Genomic DNA, 18,578 nt, shown 5'->3' on the forward strand with positions numbered 1-18,578 from the left:
GATCCCGCTACAGTTCTGATTCGAATGTAGCGACCTCTGGAAAGATCGTTGAGCCGCTGAGCAAACGCCCTAATCGAGGTCGGTTGTCGTTGTAGACTTCAACAGCGTCAGCATCGGCATAACGCAGAAACAATACGCGACGATCTTGGTCCTCGGAAAAGTTCCCCTCCGATTTATGAAGCGTCCAGCATCCAAGGAGCAAGCAATCGCCTGCTTTCATAGGCACTGGAATCGCTTGGCTCTCATCGACGTCGACGACGACTTCGCCAAGTTTCTCTCGATCTTCGGCATTGCATCGCGTTTGGATCTGCCCCTGTTTGTGGCTTCCCGGCAGTACCCAAAGACAACCCGTTTCCGCGTTGTTGTCTTCCAAAGCAGCCAAGCAAGTCGTCGCGTTATATGGGGCCAATTCGCCGTAGCCATTGTCCTGATGCCAGCCAAAAACACTTGTGTTGCCTCGCATCTTAAGAGTCAGCTGCGAAGTCGCTCCCTTGATCTGGTTGGCGATTTCAACAAGCGGCCCTTCAAAGTAGTAGTCTCGGACCAGCTTGGACTTGTGGTGAATATCAACCAATAACGCGTTTTTCAGCCATGTGGAATTCGGGTCATACGGTCCCTTTTCCTCGGCCCAGGCATCCATGCATTCCTTGAGCATTTGTTCGATGCCGGCTGGCTTTAAAAGCCCAGCCAGATGACAGTAGCCATTTTGTTGAAAGCCCTCGAGTTCTGCGGATGTCAATTGACGGTTGGCGAAGTGATCGGACAACATAAGGAACTACCAAGCAGATTGATTGAAGGAGAGGAAACGAAAGTATCGCTTACCGGGTTCATCGACGACAATTGGCAGTTTGCTCTTCTTGGCGTGCAAAGTGCTCGATTGATGAGTCCGCTAAAATCTGAAAAATGAGCGTTCATGAGCAACGTAGGTAAATCACTTTGCTAGTCACACGGCTATTGGATTCCTGAACGGTTGCCGCCTCTGTAACCCTCCGTTCGTGATAAAGCCCATAGATGTCAGGATAGGTTTTTGGACGCAAAATTAAATCTTTCCCAACCCCGCCCGGAACCCGGATGATTGGCCCGCAACAAACTGTTCGTCGAAGCCGCTCATCGTCACGATTGGTCGAGCAATGTTGCGCACAAGCTGCTGAACTGAAAAGAAGCTTGCTCCTGTGCAATTCAATCCGCAAACATTGGGCAGATCATAAAAACCAGTATCTCGCAGGGGATCGACGCTACCGCCCAATGAGACGCTACCGCCCAATGAGACGCTACCGTCCAAGGAATCGATCATGAATGGTAGTTCGGTCGCGTTGTGTATCTGTTCGTAATGGCGACGAGCACCTTCAAATGTCATGTCCCAGTGTCGTGCCGTGAAAAATTGGGGGTACGGATCCGATTAAGTCGGCACCGACTTCGGCTGAGGCGATCGCCAAACGTGTTGCAATGTCAGTGCTTGGATGTCCAGTATGTGCGGTCACAGTGGATCGGCCTGAAGAGACAGTCGCGACCTGTTCGATGACTGTTCAAGAGTTTTCGCAGTGGCGGCTATAGCTTTCCGCGTGACTTCATTTCGTGCCGAAGATTCTCCTGATAGGCCGCATGAGCCTCTGCGTTTTCCTTCGCTGTAGTAGATAAAGCCCATCGCTTTGCGGGTTCGTACAGTCGAACGATTCGCATCTGCTCGGTGGATTGTCTTGGCGTGAAGAACCACCAAGTCACCGGGGGCGGCTTGCATAGCGACTTCTTTGGAGAGGTCGTCTGGCGTTGGATAATCGACAATTCCCTGGCTAAACCCAAGCGTCTTCGTCCTTCCGTGTTCTCGCATTGGTCGCAGATGCGATCCAGGCACATAGCGCACACAGCCGTTTTCTTCATCAGCGTCTTCGAGCGCAAGCCACGTCGTTACCGCCTCGCACGGATTTAGCATGAAGTAAAATCCATCTTGATGGGGCGGAGTCGCGGACCCGCCCGGAGGCTTGTTAAAGCACTGCATGAATTTGGGGACAACGGGACCTTCCAAAAGCTCTTCGGCCACTCGGCAAAACGGACCATCGTTAAACAACATGGCAAACCATTCATCGTGCTCACCCATCTGTTGAATTTGCTTCAACGAAGTCGGGTCTTCTTTGTCTTCGTAGAACAGATGGTCCGTCGAAATCTTAGGAACAACATCAGCGAGAAACCGTTCCACATTGCTTAGCAATTGTGACATTTCCGCCTGATTGAAGAATTGGGGGGAAGACTGCAAATCCATCGGTCTGCATCTGATCGAGCGGTTCTTTAGATCTTGAATTCATCTGTTGGCATTCGTGTTCTCTTAATCGAAACATTCAACAAAATCTTAGGCAGCGGGCGACGACTGGATTTGTGATTTCTGCACTGGGAATTGCCGAAGCCGAACGGGATTCTATCCCAGCACCCGGGAAAGTGATGTGCACATTTTCCATATCTTTATGTACACTTTCAACTTCGGCTTGTTTTGTTCGCAACGTCCAAAATATTGACTCCCAAACTTCAAGTATGGGTAATCTGCCCATTCGTGAATGCTCAAAAAAAAAACGCACATCGAAATGTTCTTTTGTCTCTCGGTTGGTAATACCCTGCCATTCATCGAGGCGTTGCGAAATTTGCGCGAGATAATTCATGGCATCTGACAGCCGACTTTGACGACCCAATTCCAAGAAACTGAAAAGGAGACGGAGTTGTAACTTTGGTGGGACAGAAGGACAGCTTTTGGAATCAACTTCGCAATGTCGAAGCCCCCATCATCGATCTGACCGAGAGCCGACCAAGAATCACACTTCCACGCGTGACTGTCGACAACAAAGCGATCGCTGAAATGGCAGCGAAGTTTGGGGTTTCAACTTTCACGTTCATTCACCGGTGGGAATTGGGAGTCAGTCGTGTTCGGCGCGATTACTTTGCCCAAACATTGAAACAGGCCGGTTTTGAATGCACTGTCTTCTCTTGGGGCAAGGAAAGAGGAAACAAAAAGGACGACCGTCAAGAACGGCACCGCTGGTTGGTGAAACGACTAGCCCAACTACCAAAACCGAACGCAGTGTTTTGCGCTCGTGACATTGAGGCGGTCGAAGCAATCTAAGCATGTGAAGCCGCAAATGTTCAATCGCCTGAGCAGGTCGCAATTTTGGGAGTCGACAATGATGAAGTGGTCTGTGAGTGCCTTCGTTGCCCACTTTCCAGCATCGCTCTCGATTGGGAAAGGTTGGCTTTGAGGGATCACGCCGCCTTCAGGATTTGATGGACGGTAAACCGGACTCCGGAAAAACCATCTATGTTCCGCCAACGCGAATCGTTGAATGCATGAGCACCGATGTGCTGGCCGTCAGCAATGCCATGGTCGCCCAGGCGCTGCAGTTCATTCGTGAAAATTTTGACAAGCAAATTCAGGTCGTCGAAATTCTCAAGCAAGTTGCTGTTTCACGAACTGGGCTCGAAAAAGGGTTCCGCGAAAACTTCCCGCGTGCCCCGATGGAAGAACTAAGACGACTTCGCCTTGATCTTGCCAAGCAACTTTTGCGGACCACCGATGACTCGATCGTGCAGATCGCACGCCAGTCGGGATTTCAGACTTCCCACAATCTCTGCCGCACGTTCAAACGCGAAATGAATGCGACGCCGAAATCTTATCGTAAATCATCAACGAACTGAAACACGAGCGATTCGTATGGCGATTTGGAGCCTGTTTCAAAGAAGCAGGCCACCCGATTGTCCGCCGTCACGACGAGATCACTGTAACCGGTTGGGCCCGCTTCGAGCAGCGAGATCTTCTGCCATTTCTTACCTGCATCCAGGGATTGATAGACGGCCATATGCGTCCGCCCTTTACCCGCCGGATTGCTGCTGACCAAACGCAGGTTGTCGCCTTCGCCCGCCGGGATCGCAATGATACTTCCTTGGCATTTCGGGCAAGGACGCTGAACGTCGTATTCAATCGCGTCCCAGGTTGCACCGCCATCACGACTGAATCGGACGGCGCGGGGCCCTTTTCGATGCGTTTGCATCCGAATGTCCTGTATCAGCAAGTCGGGTGCGACTTCCACAATTTGTGTTTCGCTGCCGCCGGCTGTGGACGATGCTCCGACCTGCCACGTCTCTCCATGATCGTCTGAGTAAAGCGAATGGCAGCGGTATTCCCATTTGCGACCATCGTCGAAATGAATGCTGTGGTTTGCGGGCACAATCAAGCGACCAGCATACTTTCCGGATTGAATTTGAATCGCCGAACATGGTCCCGTCGCATACCACCGCCAGTTTGGCTTCTTGACCGACGCGGACAGATTGCGAGTTTCGGACCAAGACAATCCATCATCGGTTGACGTTATCAGATAAACTTCTCGCGACCCGGCTCCGCCAAGCACTTGCCCTTCGCTGTGACGCGAGCCGCAATAGAACAGAAAAATCTTGCCCGACTGTTGATCCACCAGTGGGCATGGATTGCCGGCTTGATGCTTTCCATCGTCGCGAACGATCTGCATTTCGCTGCATGTTTGCCCATTGTCGATTGAACGCTTCAGGACAATATCGACATCGCCGTGATCCAATACTGGCCAGTGACGCGTCCTTCCGCAAACGCGAGAAGCGTGTCCCTGGTCGATTTTACGATGGCGGGAATGCGGTACGTTTTGTAGCCGCCTTCGCCGGATTCGAATAGCGTTTGGCGACTCTCGACAGGGGAAACGGCTTCGGCTGTTTTTGCTTTTTCCGCTTCGGCGTGATTGACCAGGCAAAATTGGATGGACAACATCACGATCAACGAAACGGAAAGTGTGGTTTTCATTGTCACGTATTCGAAGCTAGGCGAGGATTTGGATCAGTTTGTAGACGTTTGCAACCATTCGGTCCCCAGAAAGACTACGGCAATTGATCGCGAGCGATCGGGCGCAGCCGCATGGTCTTTTCTGAGGGAGCGTAATCATGTGCCATCGTCAATTTTAGTTTGCCATGCTTCGCCCATTCCGTGGGACCCGAGCAGCATGGAACGTTGGACTGATTAGGTTTTGAATTCCGCAGGGAGCAGTAGCAGCACCATTGTCGCGTCACGTGGAAAAACTAAACCACATCTCGCCGATCGTAGCCCTAAGTGCTAATCAGTCGAACGTACATTGTGCGTATTTATATAGGCACTTTGCGCACCAGCGACGGTTGTATTTGTATCCAGAGAGTCCCAGCCTTACCTGGTGCACTGCGATAGCCCAAGACTGGAGGGCAGTTTTTTCAAAGCCAAACCCACTCACCTACGTTTTCACCAGAGAGACCATCAAGAGTTTCAACAACGAATCGGACATCCCCGTGAAGGCAGCTAAGTAGATCCAACACTCTGGCAAGTGAAGAGGGGCCGAGCGATGAGGATCCGGATTGCAAAATCCTACAAAGCATTGACCGTGATGCGAGCCGACCTGAATGGTGCGGGGGACTTTTGGCTGGTATTTGGGCAGGCACTGCTGGCGTCAGTGCATTTTCTCTGGCACAGAGAAGCTGCGCGCTCAAAATTTTTTTCTTACGTGGGTACCGCGTCTGGTTCAGGATCTGGTAGGGCTAGAACGACCGGCAGGTGGTTGTCACTGATTCACGGCATCGCATCACATCATTTACCGGCTGATGGCTAGCGACGGATGCTACTTTGCTGACGCTGATGCCGCGTTTGCGACCAGCGTTTTGTGCCGACAATTCGATCGCTGGCCGGCATGTACTTCGGCTGCCTGCTGGGAACGGCACAGCATGATCAAAAACTGGATCGGTTTTCTGCGGTCAAAATGACCGGGGAAACCCAATCCACCGCTGACCCACGGAAATTCGATTCCTCGCTCACACGTGTCGTTGACACCGTATAAAATGATCTTCCCACCAACGACATGAGGCACTCGTCAATATCGCGAGCCGCGGGTAGATGCCCGTGGGACTCCGGCGTTTAGCCCCGCAGAGTTCAGCGTTTGCGAGACTGTGCTGATGTCCTTCCCGGAGACTTCGTCCATGCTGCAACGATTGCTCCCTGTCGCCCCCCAGCAAAGCACATCCTTCGCGCTCGCGGAGGAGACGGTAGTTCAATCCTTCAAGCGTCAGCGACGCACTGACGTCTATTTTTCCGAAGCCGCGAGTGCGGCAGATGTGAACGGCGTCTGTGTCGCCGATGTGGTTTATGGTCCGTACTGGTTTGCCGGGCCAGATTTCAAAACAAAGCAAGAGATTTGCAAGCCAATTCCGCGGAACCGCGATCGCTATGCTGACAACTTCTTCATTGGTTGTGTGACTTGAATGGTGACGGATGCGTTGTCAGTAACATTCAATTAGAAGTGCTCGCTGAAGATCATTCGCACTCAAAGGACTGAGTGACACAGGAACCCAAAGAGATCTCAGGATTGCAACCGTTATCTTCCGGAAAAAGAATCCCATGAAAGACTCTGGCATTACTATTCTGCTTTGCGTGCTGATGCTTGCCATGGCGCCCTGCACGGGTGTGTGCGCCGGGTCGGATGATGTCATCGCCCTTGATGTGATCGACTATCCGCTGGGTTCATTGCGCCGTGCCGATGCGGGCATCGGGTGGAAGAATTCATGGAAAACGTCACGGGCCGCCATTCCTTTTATCGTTCCGTATCCCGAGGAAGAGTCTCCCGCCCAAACCAATCTGGGCGGGCTCCAGAGCGGGCTCCAGAGCGGGCTCCAGAGCGGGCCCCAGAGCAGCGACAAGAATCGTGGCGTTACGATCAAGGGAACCGGGGCGCGCAACAATCCCATGCGACGTCAGCTCGCCGAACCGCTGGATCAAAAAGAAGTTTACGTCCGATTTGATCTGCATTACCGGGGACCTGACGAAGCGGAATCAAACTCTACAAAACCGACAGGCGTCGATCCCGAGTTTCTCGTTTTGTGGCTCGATCGACTTGAAGGCGGCGACCGTTCGACTCATTCCGCGAACGTGCCGAACATCGGTGTGCATCTTGCAGATCGCGGGCCCAAGAAGGGCCGGAACGTCTTTATGGTTCGCATCGGCGCGGCGAATGTCGCGTGGAGCAAGGTGGAACTCAAATACAACCACACTTACCAGATCGTCGCGAGGCTGACCAAGTCCGGCGATGGTCCTCGAGCCGACTATGGGCGAATGGACTTGTGGGTCGACCCGCACCCGGGAGACCTTGGTTCGCCCGATGCCTCGATCTCCAGTGCTCAGAGCATCAGTCAGATTCAGTGGATCGGATTTTCGACAGGACTGAAAACAGAAGCCTCGGACCAGATCGTCGTGCGCAATTTGACCCTGGGCAATTCATTCAATGGTGTGCTGGAGGATTCGCTGTTGCCCCAAGCGGACGCTCCTCGCGGTTACAAGGGAATTGTTTGGGACAAGCCCGTGGACTTCAAACACGACGTGTACCCTTTGTTGAAGTCGCGCTGTTTCGATTGCCACGAGGGAGCGAAGCCTGAATCGGGCTATCGTTTGGATGTTTTTCGCGAATGGTTGGGCTACAGCAGTGGCGAAGTGTTTGCCGAACCGAGGCGCAGTCACCACAGCCGTCTGATCGATATTGTTGCCGCCGAGTCCGAGGATGATCGAATGCCGCCCGCCGGTGACGATCCTCTGAGTGACACAGAAATCGCGATGCTTGCCGCATGGATTGATCAGGGAATGAAGTGGGACGACGAACTGTTGCCTACCCCACGACGAGAATCTGATCACTGGGCGTTTCAACCCATCGATCGACCAGCAATACCCCGCGCCGCAGATCACGATTGGGTGAAGACGCCGGTCGATGCGTTTATCAATCGGGCTCACCGCAGGGAAGGACTGGAGCCTGCCCCCGAAGCCGCTCGCGCGACACTCGTCAGGCGGTTGTACTTGGACCTGATCGGACTTCCGCCGACTCCGACCGAACTTGATGCCGCGCTGGCAGACACATCGCCCAACGCAATCGACCACCTTGTGGAACATCTGCTCGATTCGCCTCATTACGGTGAACGATGGGGACGTTACTGGTTGGATCTCGCCAGATGGGCCGAAAGCCAGGGGCATCAACACGACATCGTTCGGCCGTTCGCGTGGCGATATCGCGACTACGTGATCAACGCGTTCAACAAAGACAAATCGTACGGCCGGTTTCTGAAAGAGCAACTCGCGGGCGATGAGCTGCAGCCCTATTCAGATGAAAACCTGATTGCGACCGGCTTCCTAGGTGCTGCTCGCATCAGTGGAAATCAGGAAGACGTAGCAATCCAGCGAAACGATGTTCTGGTCGACATCGTCAACGCGACCAGCAGCGCCATTCTGGGACTCACCATGGAATGTGCGCAGTGCCACAACCACAAGTTCGATCCGGTCAGCCAGCGGGACTACTATCGGTTGCAGGCGTTTTTTGTTCGCGGACAACTGGGGAATCTTTCGCTTCGCGACCCCGATGCGGACCATCCCGTCGACCTGGGAAATTGGATACCAACGCCTGCGTACGATTTCTACAAAAAGGAGGTCAAGACGCTGGTTCGTAAGAAGCTTTACACAGCGATGGACACGCCGCACACGTGGGGATTTCTTTCGGCAGCGACCGGTGACCCTGAAATCAAGCGACTGCCGGTTGTCAATCGAAAACCAATCATCTGGCAACCCGCAGCGTTGAAAGAGGCACGTGGAAAGATACTGATACGCGGTGATGCCGGCATGCCCGGTCAAGACGTTCGGCCCGGTTGGCCGGAGGTGTTGGGAAAGACGCCGACTTCACTGGACACAAAACGCCGGTCTGAACTTGCCGACTGGATGGCCGATCCCGACAATCCGCTGGTTGCTCGCGTGTGGGTCAATCGAATCTGGCAGTACCATTTCGGCAGTGGCATCGTGCCGACGGCCAGCGACTTTGGCGTTGAAGGAGCCGAGCCCACGCACCCGGAATTGCTCGACTGGCTGGCGTCTGAATTGATCAACAATGGCTGGAGCACCAAGTCGATTCACCGAGTGATCGTTCTGTCGAACACCTATCAGCAGCAACGAAAATTCCACGTGGCAAATGCCAGTATTGATCCGAGCAACCGTTTGCTTTGGAATTGGCCGCGGCGACGCTTGGAAGCCGAATCGATCCGCGACTCGGTTCTTGTGGTGACCGGTGAACTGGACAGGACCGTCGGCGGCGTGAGTATCCCGCCCGAACGCGAAGAACAGGCTCTTCGTCGCACCATCTATCTGTTCCAACAGCGCAGCAGCATGCCATCGGTGATGGAGATGTTTGATGCGCCGGAAGGAATCGCTAGTTGTTCGCGGCGTTCGGTTTCCACCGTGGCGCTGCAGCCTCTGTTCATGCTGAACAGTCAATTCATGGCTCGTCGCGCAGCAGCGCTGGCGAACGTCGTCGCGAAGGAGTCCGGTGACGATCTGCAACGACAGATTGAAGTGGCATTCCGTCGAACCCTTTCACGCGGGCCGGATGCGCGAGAACGAGAACTCGCGGAGAAGATTCTTCTGCCCGATGATGCGTCAAGACACTCGGGGCAAGATGCCAACAAGGGCGCTTCGGCCTCGCGGCTGACACAGTTCTGTCACGCGCTGCTGAACCTGAACGAATTCGTTTACATTCCATAAGACCCTCACTGTCGAAAGCCGAACATGCTGATACACCGTCGCAGGATGCTGCAGGAAAGTGCTCTGGGCTTTGGCTCGCTGGCGCTGACCTCGATGTTGCTTCGTGACGCTCAGGCGAACGATGCAAGTCCCACCGTTGCACCTGGCGCTCATCACCCGGCAACGGCAAAGAGCGTTATCTTTTTGTTCATGTCGGGCGCTCCCGGCCAAACCGACACCTTTGATCCCAAGCCGTCGCTCGCGAAACTGGATGGGCAACAGGTTCCGGATTCGATCGCGGCCACCGTGCCCAATATTCCGCGATCGGGCGTTGGTTCCAAACTGTTCGCATCCCCGTTTTCATTTCGCCAGTACGGCGAAAGCGGCATCCCAGTGTCTAGTCTGTATCCGCGCACGGCGGAGTTGGTCGACGACATGTGTATCGTTCGATCCATGAATCATCGCGTTCCTGTGCACGGACCGGGTGAGTGCATCGCGCTGACGGGAACCGGTGTAGGGGACCGCCCGAGCATGGGCGCGTGGATGAATTATGGTCTCGGCAGCGAAGCTCAGGATTTGCCGGGATTCATGGTGTTTCTGTCAAACGTCACCGGACCGCCACCACAGTTGCCTGGCTGGAGCGCTGGTTTTCTGCCGGCCCAGTATCAAGGCACTTTGGTCGACGGTCGCAAAGGCGTGCCGTACACCGACATGCCCAGCGGTTACACCGAAACAGATCGCCGGCGACAACTTGATTTCATCAGCGAACTCAACCATCGCCACATCGGGCGGCAGGGCCCCGACAGTGAACTGGAAGCCCGCATTGCGTCGTACGAACTGGGATATCGCATGCAAGCGTCTGCACCGGAAACGTTCGATCTTTCCCGCGAGTCTCAGCATACTCGTGAGATGTATGGCCTCGACCAAAAAGAAACGTCCGAATTCGGCACGCACTGTCTGCTCGCGCGACGCTTGGTCGAACGCGGAGTCCGTTGCATTCAACTTCGCAACGGTGGATGGGACGCGCACAGCGGTCTGGAGTCAAACCATCTCAAGGGAGGCAAACGGACGGACCAGCCGATCGCCGCGCTGTTGCAGGATTTGAAGCAACGCGGGCTACTCGAATCGACACTGGTGGTCTGGGGCGGCGAATTCGGTCGCACTCCAACTATCGAAGGGTCACGAACCGGAAAGAGCCGCGGCCGTGATCATTCGCCAGCCGGTTACACGATGTGGCTGACAGGTGGTGGCGTTCGCGGCGGTCAGATCATCGGTGCCACCGATGAACTTGGCTACGTTCCTATCGAGCGGCCACTGACGCCGGCCGACATGCACGCGACGCTTTTGCACGCGATGGGAATCGACCAGCACCGGTTGAGCTGGAACCATAACAACCGTGACGAAATTCCCACTGTCTTTGGTGGCGAAGTCATCCAAGAAGTTTTTGCATAACAACTCACATGGCTTGTTGCTCATGAACTAAACGCTCCCACTCGTTTTCCTGCTCGCGGCGGTTTCGAGTCCGGCGATTGACGGCGCCGAACCATTTCTAAATAAGACGGACTTGTTTACTGCGAAACAGGCAGCGTACGAAACGTATCGCGTCCCCGGTGTTGTCGTGACGAATTCGGGAACGGTGCTCACTCACTGCGAACCACGCGCGGGAGCCGATCGGATTGGGCTGGCATCGAAATCCTGTTGACACGAAGCTCCAACGGTCGGCGCACGTGATCCCCACCGCAGCGGATCGCAGATTGCGGAAAAGACACGGTGAACAACGCCGTGGCGATTGTTGAAACCGAATCGGGACGCGTGCATTTTCTGTACTGCGTTAACTATCACACAGTCCATTACATGTTTAGCGACGACGACGGGACGACGTTTAGCAAGCCACGCGAAATCACGTCGGATGCCGATACCTTCGCTCCGAAGAACCAAGAGTAGTGGGACCGAACGGCGGAATTTCAGCGTGAGTTCAAGTCATGCGACCGAGATCGCAATGAAACTATCGACATTGCTGTGAAAGCGTTTGAACTTTCTCAAAGTCTGCGGGAAAAGTGGGTTACGGCAGATGATGCCAAACGCCGAATCCTCGAAATCGAGTGTTTGAACGGCACTCTCGTCGACGTAAGTCTAGTCGTCACAACAAGAAAGCCCTTCGACCGATTGGCCGAAGGGCTCGCTTCGAAAGATAGTCGGGCTGACAGGATTTGAACCTGCGACCTCTGCACCCCCAGTGCAGCGCTCTACCAGGCTGAGCCACAGCCCGCTCACAAATTGTGGCAGTTGCCGCGTTGCGACTTCTACCACTCCCCAAGATGCTAATGAACTCTTGATGGGTTCGCTAGCCGACTTATTGGGAAAGATTCCAAGGTCTTTGGCCGGGTTGTTGGGCCTTGGCAGCGAACCGACTGGGCCGGTGGGACGTCTGGGAAAGCAGTGCGTTTTGATCGCCGTTACGTTTTGTGAATTGCTTCTGAACTTGGATCCGCGGATGCTTCGCGATTACTTCGACCTTCCGCTCAGCGTTCGGATCCTTTGCGTGGGGTCGCTGATCAATCGCGCCGGGTCGTTTGTAGTCATCTTTTTGACGATCTACGCCAGCGAACAACTGAATTTTGGAGTTTCGTTCGCAACCGCCTGCGTCGGTGTGCTGGGTTTGGGCGCGATGGTGGGTTCGATCGTTGGTGGGCACCTGGCTGATTTGATCGGCCGCCGAACGGTCATGCTGATCGCATTGCTGGGTGGCGCGTTGATGCTGCTGATCGTTGGATGGCAGACCAACCGTTGGGCGTTCATGCTGGCAGTCGGAGCGTTTTCTTCACTCGCCGAAATGTACCGGCCCGCCGCGTCAGCGATGATTGCCGACGTGGTAACGGTCAAGCAGCGTGCACATGCGTTTGCACTGATGTACATCGCGATCAATTTGGGCTTTGCCATCGCGCCGACTTTGGGTGGCGCTTTGGCGTCCTACTCGTTCCAGCTTCTGTTTGTTGGCGATGCGGTGACGATGTCAGCCTACGGCGTGATTGTATTGTTGATGATCAAGGAAGCATTGCCGTCAGAAACATTGCCGTCAGAAACATTGCCGTCAGAAACGGGAAAGCGATCCACGGCCAAGCCCGGCGTGGCAAACGGACGGAGTGAGCAGCGTGGCGGTGGCCGGCGAGTGACGCTGCGTGAAGCCGTTCGTCACGCGGTTGTTGATTTGCCGTTCATGGGATTTTGCTTTGCGACGCTTTTGATTTCGCTGGTGTTTATGCAGTGCATGTCGACGCTACCGATCTACATTCGATCGTGCGGATATAGCAATTTGGAATTCGGATTGTTGATGTCGATCAATGGCATTTTGATCTTCATTTTACAGTTGCCCGTGACGCAGTATTTGAGCCGATTCAATGCGATGTCGACGGTGCTGGCTGGCGGGATTCTGATCGCGATCGGTTTTGGAATCACCGGAGCGGGCGTCGGCATTGCGTTTTTGACGTTGACGATTTGCATCTGGACGGTGGGCGAAATTTTGCAGTCTCCTTTCAAGCATGCCATTGTGACTCAGCTGGCTCCGATCAATCTGCGAGGCCGGTACCTTGGGATTTACAGCATGAGTTACGCATTGGCGTTGACGATCGGTGCACCCGCCGGTGGCGAGATTCTGACTCGATTGGGTTCCGGGAAATTGTGGCTGATTTCTGCGTTTGTCTCGGCGCTAGCCGTTTTGGTTTATGCATTGATCCATCGTTCGGTGACGGTTCGCGTGGCGACAGCGATGGCGGACGAGGCCTAGCGGAAGTGCGGTTTTCGTACCGGGAGAGCCGTGGTAGCGTTTTGGCACGCACCGCGTCGGTTGATGCGGTGAGATGGAAACGCGAGCCGTCGAAACGAAAGAGAAACGTCAATGAATTTTGCAGACCGATTGGCTGCGGCCGTCCAACGTACCGGTAGCGTGACTTGTGTGGGCTTGGATCCGCGTAAGGCTCAGTTGCCTGCGGTGATTCGCAATTCTGTGGCAGACGAATCGGCGGACGCCTGGGCGGCAGCGTACACGCAGTTTTGCAAAGAAATCATCGACGTCGTCAAAGACATCGTGCCTTGCGTGAAACCTCAGGCGGCTTTTTTTGAACAGCTTGGGCCGGCGGGGATGGTCGCTTTGGGGCAAGTGATTCGGTACGCCCATGGAAAAGGTTTGCTGGTGATTACCGACGGCAAGCGCAATGACATTGGCAGCACGGCGACTGCGTACGCACAGGCCTATCTGGGCGCCGGCGATCGGAGTCCTTGGGGAAGCGATTCTTTGACGGTCAGTCCTTACCTGGGGCAAGACAGCTTGGAGCCGTTTGTGAAAATCTGTGATCAGCGCGAAGCGGGCGTCTTTGTGCTGGTCAAAACGTCGAACCCTGGCGGCGGATTACTGCAAGACCGCGAAACCGACGGGCAAACGGTTTATCAACGCGTCGCAGCGTTGTTGACGGAGCTGAATCAGGGGCGAATCGGTGAATGCGGATACGGGCCCATGGGGGCTGTCGTGGGGGCGACTTATCCGGAGCAATTGGTGGCGATGCGAGCAGCGATGCCTCAGAGTTGGATCTTGATTCCCGGGTTTGGTGCCCAGGGTGGTGCAGCGGACGACGTGCTGGGTGGTTTCGATTCGAAAGGACTCGGTGCGGTCGTGAACAGCTCCCGGCACATCATTTTTGCACACGAACGCGAGGAATTTCGCGAAAAGTATGGCGATGCACAGTGGCAGCAGGCCGTCGAGGCGGCGACAAACCAGATGAATCAGCAACTTGGGACAATCGTCAAGGTTTAGGCGTATCTATCAACGCTTTGACGCGTTCAAACGCGAGGTGACAGCTGGCTGTTTCGCAATCGGCTGCGTCATCGGCGGCGGGTTCAATGCGACGCAGAGCCCCCGGGCAACTTGTTTAGCCTCAAACTCTGCCCAGAAAGGCTCAACTGGCACTTCCCAAAACGACGATTCTTCGGTATTCTCCGCGATTCCATGCGGCAGGATGCTGACCAGAAATAGACCCAAAAACGATCAGAAAGAAGAACGATGGGTAATAAAATCAAAACCCACAAAGGCACCAAAAAACGCTTTCGCTTGACCGCGAAAGGCAAAGCAATGCACCGTGCAAGTGGCACCAGTCACTTGGCTCGGGGATTGTCCAAGAAGCAACGTCGTAATTTGCGTGGCACCAAGGCCGTTGCTACGTGCATGGAAAAGACCATCCACGCTGCCTTGAACGGCAACAGCTATTAATCCATTTGCCTGAGTGGATTTCGTCAGAAATCTGCTCGAACATGGGTTTTGGCAAGATCCGCAGTATCTTCCTTACGGAAAATTTCCAATCGAGATGGTTGGGCAAAACATCGGCGACATGAACGAAGGGTGATCGCACCTGTTGTTCATGATTTCCGGGGCCTGAGCCACACACCTCCCCCCAAAGATTCAAAGCTAGGATTCGAGACAATGCGTACTACTAAAGGTGCAGCTCGTACTAAGTCAAAGAAACGTCTGTTCAAACGTGCGAAGGGTTTTCGCGGCGGACGTGGTAATCTGACACGAACTGTCAAAGAAACGTTGCTTCGTAGTGGTGCGTATGCGTTCCGTGACCGTCGTGTTAAGAAACGCGAATTCCGCAAGCTCTGGATCATCCGCTTGAATGCCGCCGCTCGTCAGCACGGAATTCGCTACAGCGAATTCATTTTCGGACTGAAGAAAGCTGGCATCGAAATGGACCGCAAGACTCTTTCAGAGATGGCGATCCACGACGAAGCAGGCTTCAAAGATGTCTGTGACAAGGTCAAAGAGGCCTTGGCAGCCTAGGCATCATGTCGCTCCAAGATTTTCTTGCTTCGCTGGATGCGCTCCAGTGTGATGCCCAAAGTGCTTTCGATTCCGCCGATGACGCTGAATCGTTTGAGGCCGCGCGCGTTGCCTTTACGGGCGCCAAAAAAGGTCGCCTGAAAGACGTCCAGAAGCAAATGGGCGCTGTGCCCAACGAAGAAAAAAAGACCGCGGGACTGAAGCTGAACGAAGTCAAGTCGGCGATTCAAACTGCGCTCGAAACGGCGCAGTCGCGGCTCGGCGGCGGTGATGATTCAGGTGTCGATCCGACATTTGATCCAACCTTGCCGGGCAACCGACCGATCATCGGGCACATCCATCCGATCACGCAGACGATCAACCACTTGATGGAGATCATGGGGCGAATGGGGTTCGAGGCCGCTGAAGGCCCCGAGGTCGAGGATCCGTGGCACAACTTTGTGGCACTGAATATCCCCGAAGACCATCCGGCGCGTGACCCGCTCGATAACTTTTATTTGGCGACCGCTGCGGCTGCCAAAGCCGACCGCAACGTCGAAGGCGAGCAGCTGCTGAGAAGCCAGACCAGCACGGTCCAGATTCGGATCATGGAAGAACGTCAGCCGCCGATTCGCATCATTTCTCTCGGCCGTGTCTATCGACCTGATCAGCCCGACGCAACGCACTTTCCGATGTTCCATCAGATGGAAGGGTTGTTGGTCGATAAGAACGTGACGATGGCGAATCTGAAAACCGTTCTGCGCGTGTTTGCGACCAACTATTTGGGCGACGACGTCGAGATTCGTTTTCGCCCGTCGTTCTTTCCGTTCACCGAACCGAGTGTCGAAGTCGACTTTCTCTGGGACGGAACGTGGATTGAATTCGGCGGCGCCGGCATGATCGATCCGAACGTGTTTAAAGCTGTTGGTTACGATCCCGATGAAGTGTCCGGCTTTGCGTTTGGGTTAGGCGTCGAACGGCTGTGCATGCGTCGTCACGGCATTACCGATATTCGAGATCTGTACAGCGGCGACCTCCGGTTCTTGCGACAGTTTTAGCAAAGCGTTCAGTTGCCAGCCGCAAGCGTTTGCTTTCGGCGTACTGCCTCGGCGTCGACCTGCTTTTCTCCCTGCCCCTCTCCCTTTAGCTCCCTGCGTCCTCATGCTTGTTTCTTGGAAATGGCTCTCCAAATACGTTGATCTTTCGATGGATCGTGAGGAGTTGGAGACACGCCTAAGTCTGTCGGGGCTGAATCATGAAGGCACCGAAATTGTCGGTGGCGATCCCGTCATCGATTTGGAAGTCACCAGTAATCGTGGAGACTGTCTGGGGCACCTGGGCGTGGCGCGAGAGATCGCGGTGCTTTACGGGACATCGGTTAAGACACCAGAAGTGGTCATCAGCGAGTCCGACGAAGCGGTCGATTCATTGCTGAGCGTAGAGAATCAATTCATCGACGCGTGTCCACGATACACCGCGCGGGTCATCAAAGGGGTGCGCGTTGGGCCGAGTCCTGATTGGATGGTCGAAGCATTGGCTGCGGTGGGCATTGCGAGTGTGAACAACGTGGTCGACTCGACGAACTACGTGACAATGGAATGCGGTCAGCCGCTGCACGCGTTTGATTTTGCGAAAGTCGCTGGTGCCAAGATTGTCGTTCGTCCCGGAAAAAAGGACGAAAAATTCCGCGCGATCGATCACAAGGATTATCAACTTGATGATTCGACGTGTGTCATCGCCGACGCAAAACAGGCCGATGCGATCGCGGGTGTGATGGGCGGAGCGGAAAGCGAAGTCGATGAGAGCACAACGGATTTGGTTATCGAAGCGGCTGTGTTTACGCCGCTTGTCGTGCGCCGCGCAGCGAGAAAACTAAAACTACACAGCCCGTCGTCGTATCGGTTCGAGCGTAAAGTCGATCCGGTCGGTGTTGACTGGGCCAGCCGACGTGTGTGCCAACTGATCCAGGAGCTGGCCGGTGGTGAGGTTGCCAAGGGAGTCATCGATACTGCGCCCGAAATCGCTGATCGTGAATCGATTACGCTGCGTAGCGGTCAGGTCAAACGTATCCTTGGAATCGACATCGACCCGCAAGAAATTACGCGGATCTTGAACGAACTTGGTTGCACAGCAGACGGTGACGATAGCGACCAGGGCATCAGCTACGTACCGCCGACTTGGCGTCACGATTTAACACGCGAAGCTGATCTGATCGAAGAAGTCGCGCGGATTTATGGTTACGACAAAATCCCCGAAGACGCTCCGATTCCAGTCGCGCCGAGTGAAAAACGTCCGTTTGATGTCGCCATGGATCGCGTCCGTGCCGTATTGACTGCGGCTGGAATGAGCGAGGCGATGACGCCTAGTGTTGTGACGGCAAAGGTCGATGATTCACTGAGTCCTTGGACTGACAAACCGGCTTTGCAAACACAGACCCAAATGCTGAAAGGCTCCAAACGACTTCGCCGGACTTTGATCCCAAGTCTGTTGCAAGGTCGCGCGAACAACTGGGCGACGGCCAGTATCGAAGCCAACTTGTTTGAGATCTCGCACATCTACTTGCCAAGTGACGCCGGTGACACGCTGCCTTCGGAGCAGTATTCGCTAGGTCTTGTCGCAGGCGGTGATTTTTTTGACCTCAAAGGGATCATCGAATCACTGATTTTGCGAATGGGGATCAGCGAACCAGCGAAAGTCACTCCGGTCGAACGACCTGGTTTTGCCAAAGGCGGCGCGGTTGAGTTGAGTCTCGGTGACGCACCGCTGGGTTATCTTGGCGTGGTCGATCCCAAGGTTTTGAAACAATGGAAATTGCCCCATCCAGTCGTTGCAGCGGAGTTGTCATTGCCGGCTCTGTTGGACGCTTCTCGGTTGGTTCCGCAGCAGCAAAGCGTCAGTGCTTTTCCGTCGGTGCAGCGCGATCTTAATTTTGTGCTGGCCGAATCCGTTCGCTGGAGCGAAATGGAAAACGTCGTTCGCTCTGCCGTAGGTGACGACTTGGCCGATTTGGTTTACGTCGAAACCTACCGTGACGAGAAGAAAGACGGTAAAGGCACGAAGCGGTTGCTGTTGTCTGTCGTGCTGCAGAAATCCGACGACACTCTGAGCGGCGATCAAGCGGATGCTCTGATTCAGAGCATCGTTGCATCGTGCGAAAAAAAGCTCTCGGCAAAGTTGTTGTCGTAAAGCAATCCTTGAAACATGTTGCCC

At 54.5% G+C, this 18,578-nt stretch carries 19 protein-coding genes and 1 tRNA gene; 13 read left to right on the forward strand and 7 right to left on the reverse strand.

What is annotated here, in order from left to right:
* Positions 1-7 precede the first annotated feature (7 nt).
* From K239x_RS08630 to K239x_RS28355, 4 genes are all read right to left on the reverse strand, one after another.
* Positions 8-769: a phytanoyl-CoA dioxygenase family protein gene (locus K239x_RS08630; RefSeq protein ID WP_145417434.1), complete on the reverse strand. Its 762-nt coding sequence runs from the start codon at positions 767-769 to the stop codon at positions 8-10.
* A 270-nt stretch (positions 770-1,039) separates the two neighbouring features.
* Positions 1,040-1,357 (reverse strand): beta/alpha barrel domain-containing protein, encoded by a 318-nt coding sequence (locus K239x_RS08635; protein ID WP_145417435.1) that lies wholly within the window; start codon positions 1,355-1,357, stop codon positions 1,040-1,042.
* 120 nt (positions 1,358-1,477) lie between these two features.
* On the reverse strand, positions 1,478-2,215 hold the full coding sequence (locus K239x_RS08640; protein ID WP_419189836.1) for a phytanoyl-CoA dioxygenase family protein: 738 nt from the start codon (positions 2,213-2,215) through the stop codon (positions 1,478-1,480).
* A 118-nt stretch (positions 2,216-2,333) separates the two neighbouring features.
* Positions 2,334-2,648 carry a hypothetical protein gene (locus K239x_RS28355; protein WP_419189837.1) on the reverse strand — a complete coding sequence of 105 codons (315 nt, stop codon included), beginning with the start codon at positions 2,646-2,648 and terminating at the stop codon, positions 2,334-2,336.
* 68 nt (positions 2,649-2,716) lie between these two features.
* Between K239x_RS28355 and K239x_RS28360 the strand changes: the two genes are divergently transcribed.
* The 3 genes from K239x_RS28360 to K239x_RS28370 are packed head-to-tail and all read left to right on the forward strand — an operon-like array spanning position 2,717 to position 3,675.
* Positions 2,717-3,106 (forward strand): substrate-binding domain-containing protein, encoded by a 390-nt coding sequence (locus tag K239x_RS28360; RefSeq protein ID WP_419189838.1) that lies wholly within the window; start codon positions 2,717-2,719, stop codon positions 3,104-3,106.
* 45 nt (positions 3,107-3,151) lie between these two features.
* Positions 3,152-3,265, forward strand: a complete 114-nt coding sequence (locus K239x_RS28365; RefSeq protein ID WP_419189839.1) for a hypothetical protein — start codon at positions 3,152-3,154, stop codon at positions 3,263-3,265.
* On the forward strand, positions 3,265-3,675 hold the full coding sequence (locus K239x_RS28370) for a helix-turn-helix domain-containing protein (RefSeq protein ID WP_419189840.1): 411 nt from the start codon (positions 3,265-3,267) through the stop codon (positions 3,673-3,675). Before K239x_RS28365 ends, K239x_RS28370 begins: the two co-directional genes overlap by 1 nt.
* Here K239x_RS28370 and K239x_RS08650 read toward each other — a convergent pair.
* On the reverse strand, positions 3,651-4,568 hold the full coding sequence (locus tag K239x_RS08650; protein WP_419189841.1) for a sialidase family protein: 918 nt from the start codon (positions 4,566-4,568) through the stop codon (positions 3,651-3,653). The two genes, K239x_RS28370 and K239x_RS08650, sit on opposite strands and share 25 nt — an antisense overlap.
* The gene (locus tag K239x_RS28375) at positions 4,538-4,804 is read right to left on the reverse strand and encodes a hypothetical protein (protein WP_419189842.1); all 267 of its coding nucleotides are present in this window, start codon (positions 4,802-4,804) and stop codon (positions 4,538-4,540) included. Before K239x_RS28375 ends, K239x_RS08650 begins: the two co-directional genes overlap by 31 nt.
* Positions 4,805-5,997: 1,193 nt before the next feature.
* On the opposite strand from K239x_RS28375, the gene K239x_RS08655 reads away from it, so the two are divergent.
* From K239x_RS08655 to K239x_RS08670, 4 genes are all read left to right on the forward strand, one after another.
* Positions 5,998-6,279, forward strand: a complete 282-nt coding sequence (locus K239x_RS08655; protein ID WP_145417437.1) for a hypothetical protein — start codon at positions 5,998-6,000, stop codon at positions 6,277-6,279.
* A 136-nt stretch (positions 6,280-6,415) separates the two neighbouring features.
* Positions 6,416-9,583: a PSD1 and planctomycete cytochrome C domain-containing protein gene (locus K239x_RS08660; RefSeq protein WP_145417438.1), complete on the forward strand. Its 3,168-nt coding sequence runs from the start codon at positions 6,416-6,418 to the stop codon at positions 9,581-9,583.
* A 24-nt stretch (positions 9,584-9,607) separates the two neighbouring features.
* Positions 9,608-11,014, forward strand: coding sequence for a DUF1501 domain-containing protein (locus K239x_RS08665; RefSeq protein WP_145417439.1), 1,407 nt, complete (start codon positions 9,608-9,610; stop codon positions 11,012-11,014).
* 318 nt (positions 11,015-11,332) lie between these two features.
* A complete protein-coding gene (locus tag K239x_RS08670; RefSeq protein WP_145417440.1) occupies positions 11,333-11,506 on the forward strand; it encodes a sialidase family protein in 174 nt (57 codons plus the stop codon).
* A gap of 251 nt (positions 11,507-11,757) precedes the next feature.
* Here K239x_RS08670 and K239x_RS08675 read toward each other — a convergent pair.
* A tRNA-Pro gene (locus K239x_RS08675) sits at positions 11,758-11,831 on the reverse strand.
* A 66-nt stretch (positions 11,832-11,897) separates the two neighbouring features.
* Here K239x_RS08675 and K239x_RS08680 point away from each other — a divergent pair.
* The 6 genes from K239x_RS08680 to pheT all read left to right on the forward strand — a co-directional run bounded on the left by K239x_RS08680 (position 11,898) and on the right by pheT (position 18,554).
* A complete protein-coding gene (locus tag K239x_RS08680; RefSeq protein WP_145417441.1) occupies positions 11,898-13,346 on the forward strand; it encodes an MDR family MFS transporter in 1,449 nt (482 codons plus the stop codon).
* A gap of 111 nt (positions 13,347-13,457) precedes the next feature.
* Positions 13,458-14,369: an orotidine-5'-phosphate decarboxylase gene (pyrF, locus tag K239x_RS08685; protein WP_145417442.1), complete on the forward strand. Its 912-nt coding sequence runs from the start codon at positions 13,458-13,460 to the stop codon at positions 14,367-14,369.
* 246 nt (positions 14,370-14,615) lie between these two features.
* The gene (gene rpmI / locus K239x_RS08690; RefSeq protein WP_145417443.1) at positions 14,616-14,822 is read left to right on the forward strand and encodes a 50S ribosomal protein L35; all 207 of its coding nucleotides are present in this window, start codon (positions 14,616-14,618) and stop codon (positions 14,820-14,822) included.
* A gap of 210 nt (positions 14,823-15,032) precedes the next feature.
* Positions 15,033-15,389, forward strand: coding sequence for a 50S ribosomal protein L20 (gene rplT, locus K239x_RS08695; protein WP_145417444.1), 357 nt, complete (start codon positions 15,033-15,035; stop codon positions 15,387-15,389).
* Positions 15,390-15,394: 5 nt separating this feature from the next.
* On the forward strand, positions 15,395-16,426 hold the full coding sequence (gene pheS / locus K239x_RS08700; protein ID WP_145417445.1) for a phenylalanine--tRNA ligase subunit alpha: 1,032 nt from the start codon (positions 15,395-15,397) through the stop codon (positions 16,424-16,426).
* Positions 16,427-16,529: 103 nt separating this feature from the next.
* Positions 16,530-18,554 carry a phenylalanine--tRNA ligase subunit beta gene (gene pheT / locus K239x_RS08705; protein ID WP_145417446.1) on the forward strand — a complete coding sequence of 675 codons (2,025 nt, stop codon included), beginning with the start codon at positions 16,530-16,532 and terminating at the stop codon, positions 18,552-18,554.
* Positions 18,555-18,578 lie beyond the last annotated feature (24 nt).

Origin of the sequence: Stieleria marina, assembly GCA_007741555.1 — a bacterium.
Lineage (GTDB): Bacteria > Planctomycetota > Planctomycetia > Pirellulales > Pirellulaceae > K23-9.

What these genes read in the sequence shown, in the direction of transcription:
- pheS (WP_145417445.1), top strand. Translation starts at nt 15,395, where the DNA reads ATGTCGCTCCAAGATTTTCTTGCTTCGCTGGATGCGCTCCAGTGTGAT.
- K239x_RS08660 (WP_145417438.1), top strand. Translation starts at nt 6,416, where the DNA reads ATGAAAGACTCTGGCATTACTATTCTGCTTTGCGTGCTGATGCTTGCC.
- K239x_RS08640 (WP_419189836.1), bottom strand. Translation starts at nt 2,215, where the DNA reads ATGTCACAATTGCTAAGCAATGTGGAACGGTTTCTCGCTGATGTTGTT.
- K239x_RS08680 (WP_145417441.1), top strand. Translation starts at nt 11,898, where the DNA reads ATGGGTTCGCTAGCCGACTTATTGGGAAAGATTCCAAGGTCTTTGGCC.
- pyrF (WP_145417442.1), top strand. Translation starts at nt 13,458, where the DNA reads ATGAATTTTGCAGACCGATTGGCTGCGGCCGTCCAACGTACCGGTAGC.
- K239x_RS28375 (WP_419189842.1), bottom strand. Translation starts at nt 4,804, where the DNA reads ATGAAAACCACACTTTCCGTTTCGTTGATCGTGATGTTGTCCATCCAA.
- K239x_RS08630 (WP_145417434.1), bottom strand. Translation starts at nt 769, where the DNA reads ATGTTGTCCGATCACTTCGCCAACCGTCAATTGACATCCGCAGAACTC.
- K239x_RS08665 (WP_145417439.1), top strand. Translation starts at nt 9,608, where the DNA reads ATGCTGATACACCGTCGCAGGATGCTGCAGGAAAGTGCTCTGGGCTTT.
- K239x_RS28370 (WP_419189840.1), top strand. Translation starts at nt 3,265, where the DNA reads ATGGACGGTAAACCGGACTCCGGAAAAACCATCTATGTTCCGCCAACG.
- pheT (WP_145417446.1), top strand. Translation starts at nt 16,530, where the DNA reads ATGCTTGTTTCTTGGAAATGGCTCTCCAAATACGTTGATCTTTCGATG.
- rpmI (WP_145417443.1), top strand. Translation starts at nt 14,616, where the DNA reads ATGGGTAATAAAATCAAAACCCACAAAGGCACCAAAAAACGCTTTCGC.
- K239x_RS08635 (WP_145417435.1), bottom strand. Translation starts at nt 1,357, where the DNA reads ATGACATTTGAAGGTGCTCGTCGCCATTACGAACAGATACACAACGCG.
- rplT (WP_145417444.1), top strand. Translation starts at nt 15,033, where the DNA reads ATGCGTACTACTAAAGGTGCAGCTCGTACTAAGTCAAAGAAACGTCTG.
- K239x_RS28355 (WP_419189837.1), bottom strand. Translation starts at nt 2,648, where the DNA reads ATGAATTATCTCGCGCAAATTTCGCAACGCCTCGATGAATGGCAGGGT.
- K239x_RS08655 (WP_145417437.1), top strand. Translation starts at nt 5,998, where the DNA reads ATGCTGCAACGATTGCTCCCTGTCGCCCCCCAGCAAAGCACATCCTTC.